The sequence below is a fragment of the Streptosporangium sp. NPDC001681 genome, assembly GCF_040298085.1.
Lineage (GTDB): Bacteria > Actinomycetota > Actinomycetes > Streptosporangiales > Streptosporangiaceae > Streptosporangium.
Window position 1 is genome coordinate 50,271 of record NZ_JBEOZN010000020.1, and the last position, 18,771, is coordinate 69,041.

The 18,771-nt window shown below is 71.2% G+C and carries 15 protein-coding genes; 11 read left to right on the forward strand and 4 right to left on the reverse strand.

Annotated elements, in window-relative coordinates:
* Positions 1-35 precede the first annotated feature (35 nt).
* From ABT130_RS12305 to ABT130_RS12315, 3 genes are read right to left on the reverse strand one after another with little or no spacing between them, the layout of a single operon-like run.
* On the reverse strand, positions 36-1,448 hold the full coding sequence (locus ABT130_RS12305; RefSeq protein WP_451935382.1) for an MFS transporter: 1,413 nt from the start codon (positions 1,446-1,448) through the stop codon (positions 36-38).
* Positions 1,445-5,158, reverse strand: coding sequence for an MMPL family transporter (locus tag ABT130_RS12310; RefSeq protein ID WP_350955174.1), 3,714 nt, complete (start codon positions 5,156-5,158; stop codon positions 1,445-1,447). Before ABT130_RS12310 ends, ABT130_RS12305 begins: the two co-directional genes overlap by 4 nt.
* Complete coding sequence (locus tag ABT130_RS12315; RefSeq protein WP_350955176.1) at positions 5,158-6,972, reverse strand: fatty acyl-AMP ligase; 1,815 nt, start codon at positions 6,970-6,972, stop codon at positions 5,158-5,160. Before ABT130_RS12315 ends, ABT130_RS12310 begins: the two co-directional genes overlap by 1 nt.
* A gap of 384 nt (positions 6,973-7,356) precedes the next feature.
* Here ABT130_RS12315 and ABT130_RS12320 point away from each other — a divergent pair, with 384 nt between their 5' ends.
* The 10 genes from ABT130_RS12320 to ABT130_RS12365 all read left to right on the forward strand — a co-directional run bounded on the left by ABT130_RS12320 (position 7,357) and on the right by ABT130_RS12365 (position 17,077).
* Positions 7,357-7,989 carry an IclR family transcriptional regulator gene (locus tag ABT130_RS12320; RefSeq protein ID WP_350915762.1) on the forward strand — a complete coding sequence of 211 codons (633 nt, stop codon included), beginning with the start codon at positions 7,357-7,359 and terminating at the stop codon, positions 7,987-7,989.
* Positions 7,990-8,228: 239 nt separating this feature from the next.
* Positions 8,229-9,056, forward strand: coding sequence for an SAM-dependent methyltransferase (locus ABT130_RS12325; RefSeq protein WP_350955177.1), 828 nt, complete (start codon positions 8,229-8,231; stop codon positions 9,054-9,056).
* 309 nt (positions 9,057-9,365) lie between these two features.
* On the forward strand, positions 9,366-10,535 hold the full coding sequence (locus ABT130_RS12330) for a homogentisate 1,2-dioxygenase (protein WP_350955240.1): 1,170 nt from the start codon (positions 9,366-9,368) through the stop codon (positions 10,533-10,535).
* Positions 10,536-10,677: 142 nt separating this feature from the next.
* Positions 10,678-11,517: a hypothetical protein gene (locus tag ABT130_RS12335; protein ID WP_350955179.1), complete on the forward strand. Its 840-nt coding sequence runs from the start codon at positions 10,678-10,680 to the stop codon at positions 11,515-11,517.
* Positions 11,517-12,674, forward strand: a complete 1,158-nt coding sequence (fahA, locus tag ABT130_RS12340) for a fumarylacetoacetase (RefSeq protein ID WP_350955181.1) — start codon at positions 11,517-11,519, stop codon at positions 12,672-12,674. Before ABT130_RS12335 ends, fahA begins: the two co-directional genes overlap by 1 nt.
* 82 nt (positions 12,675-12,756) lie before the next feature.
* Positions 12,757-13,194 (forward strand): NfeD family protein, encoded by a 438-nt coding sequence (locus ABT130_RS12345; RefSeq protein ID WP_350955183.1) that lies wholly within the window; start codon positions 12,757-12,759, stop codon positions 13,192-13,194.
* 3 nt (positions 13,195-13,197) lie between these two features.
* Entirely contained in the window at positions 13,198-14,274 is a 1,077-nt protein-coding gene (locus tag ABT130_RS12350) for an SPFH domain-containing protein (RefSeq protein ID WP_350915754.1), read from the forward strand.
* A 290-nt stretch (positions 14,275-14,564) separates the two neighbouring features.
* Positions 14,565-15,593, forward strand: a complete 1,029-nt coding sequence (gene tdh / locus ABT130_RS12355; RefSeq protein ID WP_350915752.1) for an L-threonine 3-dehydrogenase — start codon at positions 14,565-14,567, stop codon at positions 15,591-15,593.
* Positions 15,594-15,669: 76 nt separating this feature from the next.
* Positions 15,670-16,842, forward strand: a complete 1,173-nt coding sequence (locus ABT130_RS12360) for a glycine C-acetyltransferase (protein ID WP_350915750.1) — start codon at positions 15,670-15,672, stop codon at positions 16,840-16,842.
* 70 nt (positions 16,843-16,912) lie between these two features.
* On the forward strand, positions 16,913-17,077 hold the full coding sequence (locus ABT130_RS12365) for a LuxR C-terminal-related transcriptional regulator (protein ID WP_502992129.1): 165 nt from the start codon (positions 16,913-16,915) through the stop codon (positions 17,075-17,077).
* Between the two features lie 23 nt (positions 17,078-17,100).
* Here ABT130_RS12365 and ABT130_RS12370 read toward each other — a convergent pair whose 3' ends face one another.
* Complete coding sequence (locus tag ABT130_RS12370; RefSeq protein WP_350955185.1) at positions 17,101-17,496, reverse strand: VOC family protein; 396 nt, start codon at positions 17,494-17,496, stop codon at positions 17,101-17,103.
* A gap of 243 nt (positions 17,497-17,739) precedes the next feature.
* Here ABT130_RS12370 and ABT130_RS12375 point away from each other — a divergent pair, with 243 nt between their 5' ends.
* The gene (locus tag ABT130_RS12375) at positions 17,740-18,654 is read left to right on the forward strand and encodes a LysR family transcriptional regulator (RefSeq protein ID WP_350955187.1); all 915 of its coding nucleotides are present in this window, start codon (positions 17,740-17,742) and stop codon (positions 18,652-18,654) included.
* Positions 18,655-18,771 lie beyond the last annotated feature (117 nt).

The following is an 18,771-nucleotide window of genomic DNA, read 5'->3' on the forward strand; positions in this document are numbered from 1 at the left end:
ACCGACTGCCCGCCGGAATTCACCGGTCCGGCGGCTCATCGGAGCGTCACCAGGCTGATGGCCGCCCCCGTGACGACCAGCCCCGCGGCCACCAGCAGGCCCGTCGAGTAGCCGGCCGTGAAGCTCGCGGAACCGTTGACGATCACTCCGATGATCGCGATGCCGAACAGCCCCGACATCTCCCGGGCCACGCTGAACACCCCACCGGCCACCCCTGCCCTGGACTCGGGTACGGCCCCCAGCACCGCCGACCCCAGCGGCATGGTCAGCGCCGAGCCGATCCCGATCACGCATACCGATGGCAGCAGTTCGGCCCAGCCGTCCCCCGGGCGCAGGAACGCGACGGCGGCCATGCCCGCGGCGACGAGGACGAGCCCCAGCGCCACGGTGCGCGCGGCGCCGATCCGGCGTTCCGCGAACGGCACCAGCGGCGTGACCACGACGACCAGCAGCGCCAGCGGCACGAACGCCAGCCCGGACGCGGTGGGGCTGAAACCGAGCACGCCCTGCAGGAACAGCGCGGTGAAGAAGAAGACCCCGTTGACCCCGAGTCCCCAGAGCACCTGGGCGATCACCCCGCCGGTGAAGGTTCGCGACCGGAACAGCGCGAGGTCCACCATCGGGTCCTCGCCGAGCCTCTCGGCGACGGCGAAGAGCAGGGCGGCGGCCACCGCGAACAGCATCGCGACCAGGATCGGCGGCGAGGTCCAGCCCAGCTCGGCCCCGAAGGTCAGGGCGAAGGTACCCGCCGACAGGACGACCACCGACGACGCGACCCCTGGGACGTCCACCCGGGCGGCCCGCTCGTCGCGCGACTCCGGGATCGCGACGGTCGCGAGCGCGATGATGAGGACGCCGAGCGGGACATTGAGCAGGAAGATCCAGCTCCAGTGGAAGTGCTGGGTGAGATAGCCGCCGACGACCGGCCCCAGGGCGAGCGCGCCCGCCCCTGACGCCATCCAGACGGCGACCCCGACGGACCGCCGCCGCTCGTCGTTGCCGACCGCGACGATCGCCAGCATCGCGGGCAGGATCAGGGCCGCCCCGGAACCCTGCACCAGCCTGGCGGCGACGAGCGCGCCCACCGAGGTGGCCAGCCCCGCCGCGAGGGACGCCGCCGCGAAGACGGCCAGTCCCGCGACGAGCACCCTGCGACGGCCGTAGACGTCGGCCAGCCTGCCACCGGCGAGCATGAAGCCCGAGAAGGTGAGGACGTAGCCGGTGACGACCCATTCGAGCGCCGCCAGCGACGCGCCCAACTCCGCCTGCAGGGTGGGCAGCGCGACCGTCACGACGGTGTTGTCCAGGGTCGTCACGAATCCAGCCAGCCCGATGACCAGTAGCAACAGCCCTCGCCGCGCTGCCGGCGCCCCTGATGGCGCCCCTGATGGCGACGCGGCGGACGGAGCCGGTACGACCTGTGCGTCCGGTACGGCCCGATCGTTCACTCGTCCACCTCTGTCCACTCCCAGCCGGATCCGTCGGCCTTGGGGCGTACGACCCGCGTGGTCCTGGTGCCCACGGCGACCCAGCCTCCCGCCGGTTCCTCCGCCTCCCGCCTCGCGGGCGCCCTGCCCACGGGCTCCCCCTCACCACGCGGTACGGCAGCGGGGACCGTCGCCCTCCGCTGCACCCCCGCCGGAGGTCGCGGAACCTGGGGAACCTGGTGTACCGGAACCTGGGAGGCCGGAAGCGACGACGGGGCCGGGGCCGGGGTCTGCGGAACCGCAGGCGGGGAGGGGGCCGAGGGGGGAGCCTGCGGGGATGCCGGGATCGCCTGCCGGAGCGCCGGAGGACCCGGCTCGACCGCCCTGGCCACCGGCCGTACCAGCGGCTCCAGCTGGTCGATCAGATGGCTGCTGACCGGCGGCAGGCTCGGTACGCGGCGCGCGTCCTCCGCCCCCTCCCCGGGTTCCGGCCTCCCCATCTCCTCAGGTACGGGCGCCGGGGCCGGGTGACGGAGAGACTGTTCCATCGCGTCCCGCACGGTCAGCAGGGGCTCCGGCGGGGACGGCTTCTCCTGCTCCTCGGCCCAGTGCCAGCCGGGACCGTCCAGGTTCGGCTTGATGACCTTCCTGGTCCTCCCCCCGGCCGGCCCGGGTCCGGACCTCGGCGGTGCGGTGGACGCGGCGGCGGGCCTGGCCGCCGGCCGGGCGAAAGGGGGCGGCTCGGCGTCGAGCCCGGGCATGGGGTAGGGATTCGACCGGTTCTGCCGGAAGGAGGCATCCGGGATCCGGGACCGCCAGGGACGTGCCGTACCGGGTTCGGGAGACGGGGTGCGGGACCCGTTGCGCGGTGCCGCCGGGTCCGGGCGCGAGCCCCGGGTCTCCTCCCGCGCCGCACGGGCGTTCGACACCGGGACATGCGAGCCCGCGGGCGCCCCTTCAGCGTGGACATACGGGTCCGCGGGCGCCCCCCAGGACTCCTCTCCCGCAGCGCGAACACCCGGCACCGGAACATGCGGGTCCAGGTGCACACCCCAGGACTCCTCCCCCGCAGCGCGAACACCCGGCACCGGAACATGCGGGCCCATGGGCGAGTCCCAGGACTCCTCCCCCGCAGCGCGAACACCCGGCACCGGAACATGCGGGCCCATGGGCGAGTCCCAGGATTCCCCCTCTGCCACATGGACATCCGGCACCGGGACATGCGGGTCCAGAGGTGAGGCGGGGGGCGGGGGAAACTCCTCGGCCCACTGCCAGTCGCCGTCCCTGCCGGTCCTGATGACGCGTACCGGAACGGCGGGGGCGATCGGCGGCGGTTCGGCGGGCGGTGGCGGGGGAGGTCCGGCGGGAACCTGCGGTGAGGTTCCGGCGGCGAGCTGCGGGAGCCGCGGGAAGTGGGCGAGGCGGCGCGCGGGAGCGGCACGGTGGGCACCGGGGGCACCCGCGCGCTCCACCATCACGTACGTGGCGGGAAGCTCGTCCGTGGCGTGCTCGCGGATCTCGATCCGCCGGTGAAAGCCGCGCAGGAAGCTCGGCAGCCACCAGTTGGCCTCGCCCATCAGTCGCATCGTCGCGGGCACCAGCAGCGCCCTGACCAGGGTGGCGTCCACCACGATGGCCACGAACATGCCGACGCCGAGCATCTTGACGATCGTGATCCCGGCCGTGGAGAACGCCCCGATGACGACCAGCAGCAGCAGGGCCGCGCTGGTGATGACCCCTCCGGTCCGCTCCAACCCGACCGCCACGGCCACGGTGTTGTCGCCGGTTCTGAGCCACTCCGCACGGACCCTGCTGAGCAGGAACAGCTCGTAGTCCATGGAGAGCCCGAACACCACGGCCAGGATCAGCACCGTGATGGTCGCCTCGATGCTCCCCGTCGGGGTGAAGCCCAGGACGCTCGCGAGGTGGCCGTCCTGGAAGGCCCAGACGATCACGCCGAACGACGCCCCCAGCGACACGACGTTCATCAGGATCGCCTTGACCGGCAGCAGGATCGAGCCGAACGCGGCGAACAGCAGCAGGCCCGTCATGAGACAGACCACCAGTGCGGTCCACGGCAGGGTGGCCCGCAGGCTGGCCTGGAGGTCCAGCTGAGCCGCGGTGGGGCCGCCGACGACGACGTCCTGGAAGTTCGGCTCGGGCGGCAGCTCGCGGATCCTGTCGACCAGCGCGCGGGCCTCGTCCGACATCGGGTCCCTGTCGTAGCGGACCGCCAGCCGCACGGCGCCGCTGTTCTGGGAGACGCCGGTGACGTCGACGCCGGTGACGTGGTCGAGCGCCTCCAGCCGCTCGGCGAAGACCTTGACGTCCAGCGGGCCGACCGGGGTGACCGGGGTGATCCCCGAGTTTCCGACGCCGATGGGGCCGCGCTGGGTACCGACCTCGGAGGTGAGCGCGCCGGGCGCCGACACGGTCATCGGCCCGACCAGGTCGCGCTCGACGAGCACGATGACCTCGATCGGCGCGAGGGCGTTCTTGGCGAACCTCGCGTTGATCTCCTCGGCCACCTGGCGGCTCTCGAACCCCTCCGGCAGTACGCGATGGTCCACGCTGCCGAACCGCGCGTGCGCGAAGGGCGCGGCCAGCGCGACGAGGAGCAGCCCGACCCCGAGGAGGTACGCGACCGGGCGGCGCATCACGCTGGACGCGATGGCGTGCCAGGTGCCGCCCCTGCGACTGCCGAAATCGGGCATGACCTTGATCGCGTCCACCTTCGGCCCGAGCACGGCCAGCAGCGCGGGCAGTACCACGATCGCGGACACCATCGCGACCAGCACCACCGCCGCCGCGCCCAGCCCTATCGACCGCAGGAACATCTGCGGGAAGAGCAGCAGCCCGCTGAGCGAGGTCGCCACGGTCAGCCCGGAGAAGGCGACGGTGCGTCCGGCGGTGGCGATGGTCCGCACGACCGCCGCCTCGGTGGACGCCCCTCTGTGGATCTCCTCCCTGAAGGCGTTCAGCACGAAGAGCGAGTAGTCGATGGCCAGGCCGAGCCCGAGCATCGTCACGACGTTCAGCGAGAACACCGAGACGTCCGTGACCTCGGTGAGCAGCCTCAGCAGCAACAGCGCCCCGGCCACCGAGAGCAGCCCGACGACCAGTGGCAGGCCCGCCGCCACCAGGCTGCCGAAGACCATGACGAGCAGGACGAGCAGGACCGGCATCGAGATGGCCTCGGCCTGCTGCAGGTCGGCGCCGGTCTGCGCGTTGAGGTCCTTGAGCAGCGGGATCCTGCCGCCGATCTTGACCGTGTACCCGGCGGGCGCTCTGCGGAGCTCGTCCCTGATCTTCTCGTACCCGCTCTGCTTGGTCAGCTGCCCGCCGCGCAGGGTGATCAGCGCGTAGGTGGAGTGCCCGTCCTCGGAGACGAGTTCCCCGGCCTTGGTCGACCAGTAGGTGGTGGTGCTCGCGACCTGCTCGGCGGGCAGTGCGCGGAGCGCTTCCCGCACGTCCTTTTCGAACCGCTCGTCGGTGGCCTCGTACCTGGGATGCGTGTAGAGGGCCACCACGTCGGGTGAGTTGCCACCGAACCACTTCTGGCTCCACTCGGCGGCCGAGGTCGACTCGGCCCCCGGATCCTCGAAGCCGCCGTCGGACATCCTGCCGAACAGCCCCAGCCCGAAGTAGCCGGCGAGGACCGCGAACACCGTCCCCAGGACCAGCAGGGACCAGCGCCCTCGGTAGACGGCCCGCCCAAGCGACTCGAACATCAGACGCCGGCACCTTGCCCATCGGCCGAGACCCCATCGGCCGAGACCCCATCGGCCGAGACCCCATCGGCCGGAAGCCCGTCGGCGGGGAAGGCGCCGGGCGGGAACTCGCCGTCCAGGTAGGCCCGCGCACAGGCACGTCTGGCGATCTTCCCGCTGGACGTGCGCGGCACGGCCCCCGCCTCGACCAGTACGAAGTCATGCAGCCGCAGATCATGATTTTTCGTGACAGCGGCGCGGACGTTGGCCGCGATCTCGTCGATGTCCCGCCCGTCGGCCTTCCGTGACCGCTCGGCCACCACCACCAGCCGCTCGGTCTCCTCCCCCGGCACCGCGAACGCGGCCACATGGTCCCTGCGGATGGCCTCCTCGGCCTCCTGCACAGTCACCTCCACATCCTGTGGATAGTGATTGCGCCCGTCGACGATGATCAGGTCCTTGATCCGTCCGGTGATGTAGAGCTCGCCCCCGTGCATGACGCCCAGGTCACCGGTGCGCAGCCAGGTGCCCTCCTCCCCGTCGAGGACGTTGCCGAAGACCTCGGCGCTGCGCTCGGCGTCCCGCCAGTAGGCCCGCGCCACGTTGGGCCCCCGCACCCAGATCTCGCCGACCTCGCCGTCAGGTCTGGCCGTGCCGGACGTCATGCCGGACGTCGTGCCGGATACCGAGGCGATGACCACCCGCTGGCCCGTCGGCACCCCGCAGGAGACGAGGTCGCTGACCCGGCCCCGTCCCGTGTGCGGCACCGCGCGCCCCGCGGTCAGCGCGTCGCGGTCGAACAGGGTGACGCGGGCGGGCAGGTCCCGGTCCATCGCGGTGACGAACACCGTCGCCTCGGCCAGGCCGTAGCCCGGGGTGTGCGCCTCGGGCCGTAGCCCGCACCTGGCGAACGCCTCGGAGAAACGGTCGATCGTGCCGCCCCGGAGCGGCTCGGCGCCGTTGAGCATCACCGACACCCCGGACAGGTCGAGCGTGGCCTTCTCCGCCTCGGTGACCCGGCTCGCCGTGTACTCGTAGGCGAAGTTGGGGCCGCCGGTGAACACGTCCTCCTGCCCGGAGAGCATCCGCAGCCAGCGCACCGGGTGCATGACGAACGCCACCGGGTCCATGAACATCGACTGGTTGCCGCCCACGATCGGCGCGGCGATGGTGGCGATCAGCCCCATGTCGTGGAAGAGCGGCAGCCAGAGCGCGGCCGTGGACACCCTGGGGGTGGCGCGGAACGCGGTCCACAACTGCCTGGCGTTGGCCGTGAAGTTGCCATGGCCGATCTCGACCCCCGCCGGGGCACGGGTCGAGCCGGAGGTGTACTGCAGGTACGCCAGGTCGTCGGGGCCGATCGGTTCGTGATCCCACTCGTCGGCCAGCAGGTCGGAGACCGTGTCCAGGGTGATGATCCGCTTGGGCCGGGGCGCGGAGCGGCCGTCCAGGAAGGCGTGCACCCCCTCCAGGGCGGGCGTCGTGGTGAGCACGCACACCGGGTCGGCGTCGGCGTAGGCGAGGATCAGCCGGTCGGCGTGACCGGGCAGGTCCGGCGCGAAGAGCGGTACCGCGACCACCCGGGCGTACATCGCCCCGAGCATCGCGACCACGTACTCAAGCCCCTGCGGCGCCAGGATCGCCACCCGCTCGCCCGGGTGCATCACCTCTCGCAGCCGTACGGCCAGCGCCCGTGCCCGCAGGTCGGCCTTCGCCCAGGAGAGCGTGTGCCGCACCCCGTCACGCCCGGCGGAGTAGTCAAGGAAGGTGTAGGCCGGAGCGTCAGGGATCTCCCGTGCCCACCGCTCAACCTGGGCGATCAGCGTCTCGCTCATGCTCAAGGTCCCCTCGCCGAGGTACAGGGACCTAGCAACTTACGTCAGGGGTATCTCGCAATTCTTGCCAAAGCACTCCACATTCCCGGCTGCCGGTTATTACCGGCATGACAACTGATCACCAATCGATCTGACCGCTCGTGCGAACCGGGCCGGACCCCAGGTCCCCTGTCACAGATCCGTCCGACCGCTCGTACCCGGGCCCCTGGCGGGGACCCGCTCGTGCAGGCCGAAGCGGGGCTCGGGCTTCCCGGCGCCGTCGAGGATCTCCGCGACGTACTCCGCCGGGGCCGGAGCGTGCTCGCCTTCGGCAGGGGACGTACCGGCCGGTGCCGGGGCGGCGGCGATAATCGGGGCATGGTTCCAGCCCAGTGGGTGTCCTAGATGCCGGCCGAATCCTCGCAGACCCTGGAGCGCGGCCTGCGGCTGCTCCGCCTGCTCGCCGACGGGCGCCGGGGTCGTACTCCCACGGAGCTGGCGGCCGAGCTGGAGCTGAGCCGCCCGGCGGTGTACCGCCTGCTCACCACCCTGCAGGGCGAGGGCTTCGTCCGCCGGGACAGTGCCGGGCGGGTCCATCTGGGCTTCGGGGTTCTCGTCCTGGCCCGTGCCGTGCAGCCGCTGCTCCGGGAGGGCGCCCTGCCCACCCTGCGCGGGCTGGCCGAGGAGGTGGGCGCGACCGCGCACCTGACGGTGGCCGAGGGCGACGAGGGCCTGGCGGTGGCGGTGGTCGAGCCCTCCTGGACGAACATGCACGTCGCCTACCGCGAGGGGTCCCGCCACCCGCTGACCCGGGGTGCCGCCGGGCTGGCCATCCTCGCCCTGCGCGAGGGCCGCACCGGCTACCAGGTCTCCGAGGGGCAGCTCCAGGAGGGCGCCCGGGGCGTCGCCGCCCCGGTGCCCGGCGTCCCCTGGCTGGAGGCATCGGTGGGCGTGGTCGCCTTCACCCCCCTCGACCAGGACTCCGTCGGTCCCCGGGTGGCCGCCGCCGCCGCCGAACTGTCCGGCTCGCTCGCCTGACGATCCGACGGGCGTGATCCCTTTCCGCTCCGCCCCGTCCGGCCCATGTGCCTGGCGGTTCGGTGGGCGTGGTCCCCTTCCCCTCGCCCCGAGATCCATCATCCCGAGCAGTCCGCTTGGCCTGACGGTTCTGCATATTAAATACGGCAATAAACGACAAACAATGACGAGAGCGGCATAGGACCGACAAGATGGCAAAATAGAGATCTTCCCCCACTGACGCCAGAGAAAGAGCCTCCGTGTCCGACGAGACCTCCCCGCACGCCTCCGACCGGCGGCCGGCGACCCCGATCGACTCCGGCGTGGCCCACTCCGCCCGGATCTGGAACTACTGGCTCGGCGGCAAGGACAACTACGCCATCGACCGTGAGATCGGCGACCAGTTCGTCGGGATATTTCCTGAAATCGTGGATATTGCCCGCTCGTCCAGGGCGTTTCTCTCCCGCGCTGTCGAGTACATGGCCGGTGAGGGCGGGATCCGCCAGTTCCTCGACATCGGCACCGGGCTGCCCACCGTCGACAACACCCACCAGGTCGCCCAGCGGGTGGCCCCGGACGCGCGCATCGTCTACGTCGACAACGACCCCATGGTGCTGACGCACGCCCGCGCCCTGCTGACCGGCACCGCCGAGGGCGCGACCGAGTACATCGACTCCGACCTGCGCGACCCCGACAGGATCCTGAAGGCGGCCCAGGCCACCCTGGACTTCGACAGGCCCGTCGGGCTCATGCTGATGAACATCCTGGGGCACATCCCCGACATCGACGAGGGCCGCTCGATCGCGCGCCGCCTGCTGGCCGCCCTGCCCTCCGGCAGCTACCTGGCGGTCGCCGACGGCACCAACGTCATCAACGGCGAGGAGTTCGAGAAGGCCATCGCCATCTGGAACGAGGCCGGCTCGGTCCCGTACATCCTGCGCAGCCCCGAGCAGATCGCGAGCTACTTCGAGGGCTTGGAGCTGGTGGAGCCCGGCGTGGTCTCGTGCCCGCTCTGGCGTCCCGGACCGTCGATCGTCGGCGGCCTCCGCGAGGTGGACGAGTTCTGCGCCGTCGGCCGCAAGCCCTGATGCGCTGAGAGACGCTCTGTCGCCGGAGCAACCGGGGCCCGCTTCCTCAGCGGGCCCTTCTTTCATGTTCGGCCCCCCTCGGGGGCCGCGCGCCTGACGGCCGAGGTGCGGTTCTCCAGGCCCCGCACCGACCGGCGGAACGCGCGACAGCCCCGGGCTCTCCATCTCCACCGCCGTTACGCCCGGCCGTCAAGCCGTCCGGCACGCCGGGAACCGGCGGACGACGTTTGACATCCATCCCGCCCTGACAGATGGTTGTTCGTATAAAGGACACGAGTGTCCGATAAGCGGACAGAGCGGGAGAAGCGGATGCCGTACTACCGGGTCGTGGGGGAGATACCTCGCAAGCGGCACGTGCAGTTCCGGCGGCCCGACGGCGGGCTGTACGCCGAGGAGCTGATGGGTGAGGAGGGGTTCTCCAGCGACTCGTCGCTGCTCTACCACCGCCATCTCCCCACGGCGATCCTCAAGGCCGAGGCCGTCGAGCCCACCGAGGCCGGCAGGCTCGTCCCCAACCTGCCCCTCTCCCCCCGTCACCTGCGCACCCAGGACCTGCCGGTCGGAGGCGACCTGGTCACCGGGCGCGGGCTGCTCGCCGGCAACGCCGACGTCCGCATGTCGTACGCCGCGAGCGAGACGCCCAGCGAGCTCTACCGCAACTCCATGGGCGACGAATGCGTCTACATCGCGAGCGGACGGGTCAGGTTCGAGTCGACGTACGGGGTGATCGAGGCCGGGGAGGGCGACTACGTCGTCATCCCCACCGGGACCATCCACCGCTGGGTGCCGCAGGGCCGCGTCACGGCGTTCACCATCGAGGCCGCGGGGCACATCCGCCCTCCCAAGCGCTACCTGTCCACCCACGGCCAGTTCCTGGAGCACGCCCCCTACTGCGAGCGCGACCTGCGCTCCCCCGGCGAGCCCCTCATCGTCGAGGGCGAGGAGGTGCCGGTGCTGGTCCGCACCCGCGGCGGGCTGACCCGGCTGGTCTACCGCAACCACCCGTTCGACGTGGTCGGCTGGGACGGCTGCCTCTACCCGTACGCGTTCAACATCAACGACTTCGAGCCCATCGTGAAGCGCACCCACGCCCCACCGCCGGTGCACCAGACCTTCGAGGGCCCGAACTTCGTGATCTGCTCGTTCTGCCCCCGGCCGCTCGACTTCCACCCCGACGCGGTCCCGATCCCGTACAACCACCACAACGTCGACTCCGACGAGCTGATGTTCTACGCGGGCGGCGACTACACCGCGCGCAGGGGCTCGGGCATCGACGTCGGCTCGGTCTCGCTGCATCCGGCCGGGTTCACCCACGGCCCGCAGCCGGGCGCCGTCGAGGCGGTCATCGAGGCGGTCGGGCAGGGCCACACCCAGACGAGCGAGCTGGCCGTGATGGTCGACACCTTCCGTCCCCTCGACCTCGGCCCCGCCGGCCTGTCGGTGGAGGACCCCGGCTACGCGTGGACGTGGGCCCGTTGACGGGCGGGTGCCCGGCGGCGGGTTCGGCTACCACGGTCGGCCCGAGCACGGACCCCGCCTCCTCGGCCACCCCGAGTACAGGTGCGGGGCGGACACGGTCACGGGATCTCCACTGGGTATGGGCAGGGCCATGGGTACAGACATGAACACGGACCCGGGAATGGGAACGGCGGCGCTCTTCCGTGGGCTCGTCGACGACGCCGGACTGTTCCCGCCGACCGGGCTGCCGATGACCGAGGCCCTGGAGCGGCACAGGAACGACCTGGCCGACAACGATCCGGTGCTCACCCACCGGTTCCTCTGCCCGGCCGGCCGCCTGGCGGAGCTCCGCGACCACCTGACCTTCCCGATCCGGCTCGGCCTGATCATGGACACCCCCGCCCTCCCGCCACTCGACGGCCTCACCGTCGAGCTGGTCGAGGTGCGACAGGCGCCGGATGAGACGCCTCAGGCCGTGTCGGAGCGGCTGGCCGACGGGCTGCCCGCCGGGGCCAGGCTCTTCGTCGAGGTGCCCCTCGACGGCCGTGGGCCCCTGCCGCGCGACGGCTCGGGGCCCGGCCTGAAGTTCCGCTGCGGCGGACTGACCGCCGACGCCTTTCCCAGCGCCGTCGACCTGGGCGCCCTCATCGCGCACTGCGCGGAGTACGGCGTGCCGTTCAAGGCGACCGCGGGCCTGCACAACGCGGTCCGCCACTTCGACTCCGCGCTGGGCGTGGACCGGCACGGCTTCCTCAACCTGGTCCTCGCGGTCTGCGCGGCCACCGAAGGCCGCGATCCGGTGCCGGTGCTGAAGCTGACGGACGTCGGCGAGTTGGTGCGGCTCGCGCGGGCCGTGCCCCAGGAGACCGCGACGCGCGCCAGGAAGCTGCTGGTCTCGTACGGATCATGCAGCACGAGCACCCCGATCGAGGACCTGACGGCCCTGGGCCTCGTCGCCCGGCGCCCGAGCGTGACCACCCGCACAACGAAGGAGAGCAAGTGATGGCTTGGGGCCTGGAGAACCTGCCCTACGGAGTCTTCTCCCGCCACGAGGGGGAGACCCCTCGCGTCGGCGTCCGGTACGGCGATCAGATCGTCGACCTGGCCGGGGCCCTGCACGACGAGGTGTTCGCCACCGGCTCGCTCAACGCCTTCATGGCCAGGGGCCCGGTCGCCTGGCGCGACACCCGCACCCTGATCCAGAACAAGCTCCGCACCGACCTGCCGGTGGTCGAGCCGCACCTCGTCCCGCTGGAGGAGGTGACGCTGCACCTGCCGATCGAGGTGGCCGACTACGTCGACTTCTACTGCTCGCTGGAGCACGCCTCCAACCTGGGCCGGATCTTCCGCCCCGACGAGGAGCCGCTCAAGCCGAACTGGCGGCACCTGCCGGTCGGCTACCACGGCAGGGCCGGGACCGTCGTCGCCTCCGGCACCCCGATCACCCGGCCGTCCGGGCAGCGCGGCGCGGGGGTCTTCGGCCCGTCCGTCAGGCTGGACATCGAGGCGGAGCTGGGGTTCGTCGTCGGCACCCCGACGGCCCTCGGCGACCGGGCCGGACGCTTCGAGGACCACGTGTTCGGCGTGACCCTGGTGAACGACTGGAGCGCCCGCGACATCCAGGCCTGGGAGTACGTCCCGCTCGGCCCGTTCCTCGGCAAGTCCTTCGCCACCTCGATCTCACCGTGGATCACCCCGCTCGCCGCCCTGTCCGAGGCCCGCGTCGAGGGCAGGGCGCAGGATCCCGAGCCGCTCGGCTACCTGCGCCGCGAGGAGCCCTGGGGGCTCGACCTGCGGCTGGAGGTCGCGGTGAACGGCGAGGTCGTCTCCCGTCCCCCGTACCGGGACATGTACTGGACGCCGGACCAGATGCTCGCCCACATGACCGTCAACGGCGCCGCGCTGCGCACCGGCGATCTCTACGCCAGCGGCACGATCTCCGGTACCGGGCCGGGCGAGCGTGGCTCGCTGATCGAGCTGACCTGGAACGGGACCGAGCCGCTCAAGCTGCCTGACGGCTCCACCAGGTCGTTCCTGGAGGACGGGGACACCGTTACGATCACCGCGACGGCCCCGGGACCCGGCGGAACCGTGATCACTCTGGGCGAGGTGTCGGGAAAGATCGCACCCGCGAGGCAGGAGCATCGTGATCGATCCTGACAGGCGTCGAGCAGAGGACATACGGTAGGGAAAGGAACCTCCCCGACGTCCGACCCGTTGAAAAAGGCAGGAGGGCCGGAGCATGGATTACTGGGTCATCTGGCTGATTCTGGCGGTCGTGCTGGTAGTCGCCGAGATCTTCACCCTGACCACCGCTCTCGGCCTGCTCGGGGGCGCCGCCCTCATCGCCTCCGTCGCCGCCGGTCTCGGACTGCCGCTCCCGCTCCAGTTCCTGGTCTTCGTCGCCTCCCTGGGCGCGGGGGTGGTCGCGATCCGGCCCATCGCCAGGCGCCATCTCAAGGGGCTGCAGCCCCGGAGCCAGCGGTTCGGGATCCAGGCGATCGTCGGCAAATCCGCGTACGTGCTGCGCGAGGTGACCGGTCAGGACGGCCGGGTGCGGATCGGCGGCGAAGAGTGGTCCGCCCGAGCCTACGACGAGACCTTGGTGATACCCGCCGGGGCTACCGTCGACGTCATCGAGATCGAGGGCGCGACCGCTCTCGTGTATCCCCGGGAGTGACTCATGGACGCTCTGCTCATAGCCGGGCTTCTCATCGTCCTGCTGGCGGTGTTCACCGTGGTTCGCTCGGTGCGCATCGTCCCGCAGGCGCGGGCCCGCAACGTGGAGCGGCTCGGCCGCTACCACAGCACGCTCAAGCCCGGTCTCAACTTCGTGATCCCGTACATCGACCGGGTCTATCCGATGATCGACCTGCGCGAGCAGGTCGTCTCCTTCCAGCCCCAGCCGGTGATCACCGAGGACAACCTGGTCGTCGAGATCGACACGGTCCTGTACTTCCAGGTCACCGACCCCCGGGCGGCGGCGTACGAGATCGCCAACTACATCCAGGCCGTCGAGCAGCTCACGGTCACCACGCTGCGCAACGTCGTCGGCTCGCTGGACCTGGAGATGACGCTGACCTCGCGTGACACGATCAACAGCCAGCTCCGCGGCGTGCTCGACGAGGCGACCGGCAAGTGGGGCATCCGGGTCAACCGGGTGGAGATCAAGGCCATCGACCCGCCGAAGAGCATCAAGGAGGCGATGGAGAAGCAGATGCGCGCCGAGCGCGACAAGCGCGCGGCGATCCTCAACGCCGAGGGCCAGCGGCAGTCGCAGATCCTCACCGCCGAGGGTGACAAGCAGAGCGCGATCCTGCGGGCCGAGGGTGACCGGAGCGCCGCGATCCTCAAGGCCCAGGGCCAGTCCCAGGCCATCGACGAGGTCTTCCAGGCCGTACACCGCAACGACCCCGACCCCAAGCTGCTGGCGTACCAGTATCTCCAGGTGCTGCCGGAGCTGGCCAAGGGCCCGAACAACACCTTCTGGGTGATCCCCAGTGAGGTCACCTCGGCCATCCAGGGCGTCTCCAAGGCGTTCACCGAGGCGCTGCCGCAGTCGGCCGCCACCCGCGAGGCCCCCGCGATCAGCGAGGACACCGCCAGGGAGACGGCCAAGGCCGAGCAGGCCGCCGCCGAGGCGGTCGCCGAGGCCGCCGAGGCCGATCTGGGTCCCCGCCAGCTCAACGCGGCCCCGCCCCCTCTGCCCACCGACGGCCTCTCGGTTCCCCAGGAGGAGCACCACCGCACCACTCCCTGACCTGCCCGCTCCCGGCTTCGAGGCCCCTGTCACGACGATCGTCGTCGTGACAGGGGCCGTCCTCGTTGGGACGGCCGGTCCCCGGTGAGAGCTGATCCCGTCGAGGGGATCGATCTCGGTGTGAGAACCGGCTATCTGACCGATTTGCGGTCGAGTGTCCGGGTACCCCGTTAGAAAACGGGTATCGGGCGTGAAGCAATGCTGTGGGCGGGGTTAAGAAAACCGCGATGGACACCCCCGAAGGCGGCCGGGCACAGTGCGTAGGGTTCGGAGTTGAGGGGGGATCCGCGATGAAAGCACTGGTCAAGGAGAGGGCCGAACCCGGCCTGTGGCTGATCGACGTACCGGAGCCGTCGGTCGGCGCCGGAGAGGTGCTGATCAAGGTGCTGCGGACCGGGATCTGCGGGACGGATCTGCACATCCGGAGCTTCGACGCCTGGGCCCGGCAGACCCTGCGGACGCCGCTCGTCGTCGGGCACGAGTTCTGCGGCGAGGTCGTCGAGGTGGCGCCGGGCGTGGAGGACATCGCCCCCGGTGATCTGGTCAGCGGCGAGGGGCACCTGGTCTGCGGCAAGTGCCGCAACTGCATGGCCGGACGGCGGCATCTGTGCCACAGCACGATCGGGCTGGGGGTCAACCGGAACGGCGCCTTCGCCGAGTACGTGACGCTCCCCGCCTCCAACGTCTGGGTGCACCGGGTCCCGGTGGACCTCGACGTGGCGGCGATCTTCGACCCGTTCGGCAACGCGGTGCACACCGCCCTGACCTTCCCGATGGTCGGCGAGGACGTGCTGATCACCGGGGCCGGGCCGATCGGGCTGATGGCCGCCGCGGTGGCCACCCACGTGGGCGCCCGCAACGTGGTCATCACCGACGTCAGCCACGAACGGCTGGCCATCGCGAACAAGCTGGGCGTCACCCTGGCGCTGAACGTCGCCGAGAAGTCCGTCGCCGACGGCCTGCGTGAACTCGGCATGCGGGAGGGCTTCGACGTGGGTCTTGAGATGTCCGGGAACCCGCAGGCGCTCCGCGACATGATCGCCAACATGTCGCACGGCGGGAAGATCGCCATGCTCGGGCTGCCCGCCGAGGAGTTCGCCGTCGACTTCGCGACCATCGTGACCTCGATGATCACCATCAAGGGCATCTACGGCCGGGAGATGTACGAGACCTGGTACGCCATGTCCGTGCTCCTGGAGAAGGGCCTCGACCTCTCCCCCGTGATCACCGACCGCTTCTCCTACCGCGACTTCGACGCGGCCTTCGACACCGCCGCCGGCGGCAGGACCGGCAAGGTCATCCTGGACTGGACCGCCTGATGTCCGGCTCCCACCGCGACTTCGACACCGCCGACGGCGGCGGAATCGGCAAGATCACCTTGGATTGGACCGCCTGATGTTCGACAACGTCCGCGACGACTTCCGTACCACCCTGAACGAGATCGCATCCGCCGGGCTGCTCAAGCCGGAGCGGGTCATCACCACCCCGCAGCGCGCCGACATCGCCGTGGCCGGCGGCGGTGAGGTGCTGAACTTCTGCGCCAACAACTACCTGGGCCTGGCCGACCACCCCGAGGTGATCGCCGCCGCCAAGGAGGCCCTCGACCGCTGGGGCTTCGGGATGGCCTCGGTCCGCTTCATCTGCGGCACCCAGGAGGTGCACAAGGAGCTGGAGGCGCGGCTGTCGGCCTTCCTCGGCCAGGAGGACACCGTTCTCTACAGCTCGTGCTTCGACGCCAACGGCGGCGTCTTCGAGACCCTGCTCGACGACCGGGACGCGGTGATCTCCGACGCGCTCAACCACGCGAGCGTCATCGACGGCATCCGCCTGTCCAAGGCCCGGCGCCTGCGCTACGCCAACCGCGACCTGGCCGAGCTGGAGGCACGGCTCAAGGAGTCCGCCGACGCCCGGCGCAGGCTGATCGTCACCGACGGCGTCTTCTCCATGGACGGCTACGTCGCGCCGCTGAGGGAGATCTGCGACCTGGCGGAACGGTACGGGGCCATGGTGATGGTCGACGACTCGCACGCCGTCGGCTTCGTCGGCGAACACGGCGGAGGCACCCCCGAGCTGCACGGGGTGCGGGATCGGGTCGACATCCTCACCGGCACGCTCGGCAAGGCGCTCGGCGGGGCCAGCGGCGGCTACGTCGCGGCCCGCAAGGAGATCTGCGAGCTGCTCCGCCAGCGCTCGCGCCCCTACCTGTTCTCCAACTCCCTGGCCCCGGTGATCGCCGCCGCGTCGCTGCGCGTCCTCGACCTGATCAGCGGCTCGGACGAGGCCCGCCGGCGGCTGCGCGCCAACACCGAGCGGTTCCGCTCCGGGATGATCGCGGCCGGGTTCGACATCCTGCCCGGCGACCACCCCATCGTCCCGGTGATGATCGGCGACGCCGCCGAGGCCGCCGCGATGGCCGAACGCCTGCTGGAGCTGGGCGTCTACGTGATCGGCTTCTCCTACCCCGTCGTCCCGCACGGCCAGGCCCGCATCCGGGTCCAGCTCTCGGCGGCCCACTCCACCGAAGACGTGGACCGAGCCCTGGCGGCGTTCGCCACCGCCCGCGGCTGAGCACTCGACACGGCCCCGTCGCCGTGACGAGATCGCCGCGGCGGATCACCGAGACTCGGAGCGGCCCGCGATCCGCGACAGGTGCAGGGCGAAGGGACTCTCGAACGCCGAGATAGCCGAACGCCTGTACATGTCGGTGGGCGCGGTGAAGGCGCACATCTCCGGCGCGCCGACCAGGCTCGGGCTGAACAACCGGATCCAGCCGGCCGTGCTCGCCCACGACGCGCGGGACTGACCCGCGCGCCGTCCGCCCTCCGGTCAGCTCTCCGCGTTCGGAGCGAACAGGTCGACGCTGTTGCCGTCCGGGTCGTGGATCACCGCGTACCGCTGCCCCCAGAACGCGTCCCACGGCTCCTTGATCCCTTCGTACCCGAGAAGGACCAGCTGCTCGTACGCCTCGTCCACCTCGGCCGGGGTGTCGAACCGGAACGCCAGCGAGACCCCCTGCCCGTTCCCGGGCCGCCAGTCGGGGTAGAACGAGCGGATCGTCTCGACCGTGTCCCAGGCGAGGCGCAGGCCGCCGGGCAGGACCGCCTCGACGTGCGGCTGCCCGTCGGCCTCCGGCGGCACCTCCAGGCCGAGCAGCCGGTAGAAGGCCAGCGAGCGGCCCATGTCCTCGACGACCATGCCGATGACGTCCAGTTGGGCTTTCATATCGAATGTCTCCGATCGTGGGTTCGCGGTGGGATGTAGATCGCGGACCGCCCTCAGCTCGGCGAGACACGCGTGACCCCCGGTACGGCTGCTCAACCTAGCCCTGCCTCCCCGCCGCGGTCTTGTAGGAAACGGACGCGGTCGGGGGACGGAGGCTCGCGCCGGACGGTTCGGCCGGGTCGTGCCGATAGGAGCGCGACCCCGGAGGCACCGCGTACGAACGGCCTCGGCGAGAATACGGAGGTGATAGAGACACGGCGGCTCAGGACCCTGCGGGCGGTGGCCGACCACCGCACGGTCACCGCGGCCGCCGCCGCGCTGCACCTGACCCCCTCGGCGGTCTCCCAGCAGCTCGCCGCCCTGGAACACGAGGTGGGCCACCGGTTGCTCGACCGCGACGGCCGGGGCGTACGGCTGACCGCCGTCGGCCGCATCCTGCTGGGCCACACCAACGAGATCCTCGCCCAGCTTGAGCGGGCCGAGGCCGACATCGCCGCCTACACCGCCGGTACGGCGGGTGAGGTGAAGGTGGCCTCGTTCGCCACCGCGATCGGGCTCCTGGTGGCCCCGGCCGTCGGCGTACTCCACGGCAAGGCGCCCGGCATCCGGGTACGGGTCCTGGACGCCGAGGGCGACCAGAGCCTCACCATGGTCCTGGACGGCGCGGTGGACGCGGCCGTGGCCGTGGAGTATCGCGGAGCCCCCGCCGAGGACGACCGGCGCCTGTCGCGCATCCCGCTCTACTCCGAACCGTTCGACGTGGTGCTCCCCCGGGACCACGCCCTCGCGGAGCGCGAGGTGACGGTCGCGGATCTGGCCGGGGAGACCTGGATCGGCCCTTATCCGGGCAACCCCTGCCACGACGTGATCGCACTGGCCTGCGAGCACGCGGGCTTCACCCCCGAGTTCGCCCACTCCTCGGACGACTTCAGCGCGGTGGTCGCGCTGGCCGCCGCCGGGGCCGGGGTGGCGATGGTGCCCCGCCTGGCCCTGCGCGGCACCGACCTGTCCGGCGTCGAGATCCGCCGGGTAGCGGGTCCGGAACGCCGGGTCTTCACCGCCGTACGCCGGGGCGCGGAACGACACCCCCTGCTCATCCCCCTGCTGGACGCCCTCCGGCACACCGCGACGGCCCTGGACCGGACCTCGTCACCCTAGCGGGCTCTTCCCTACCGGGACCGACGGCGTCGCCGACGATGCCAGTAACGGCCCCCGACCGTCGCCATCAGGGCGACCGTGGCGGCTATCCCTATGATCACCGCATGAAGCACAAGA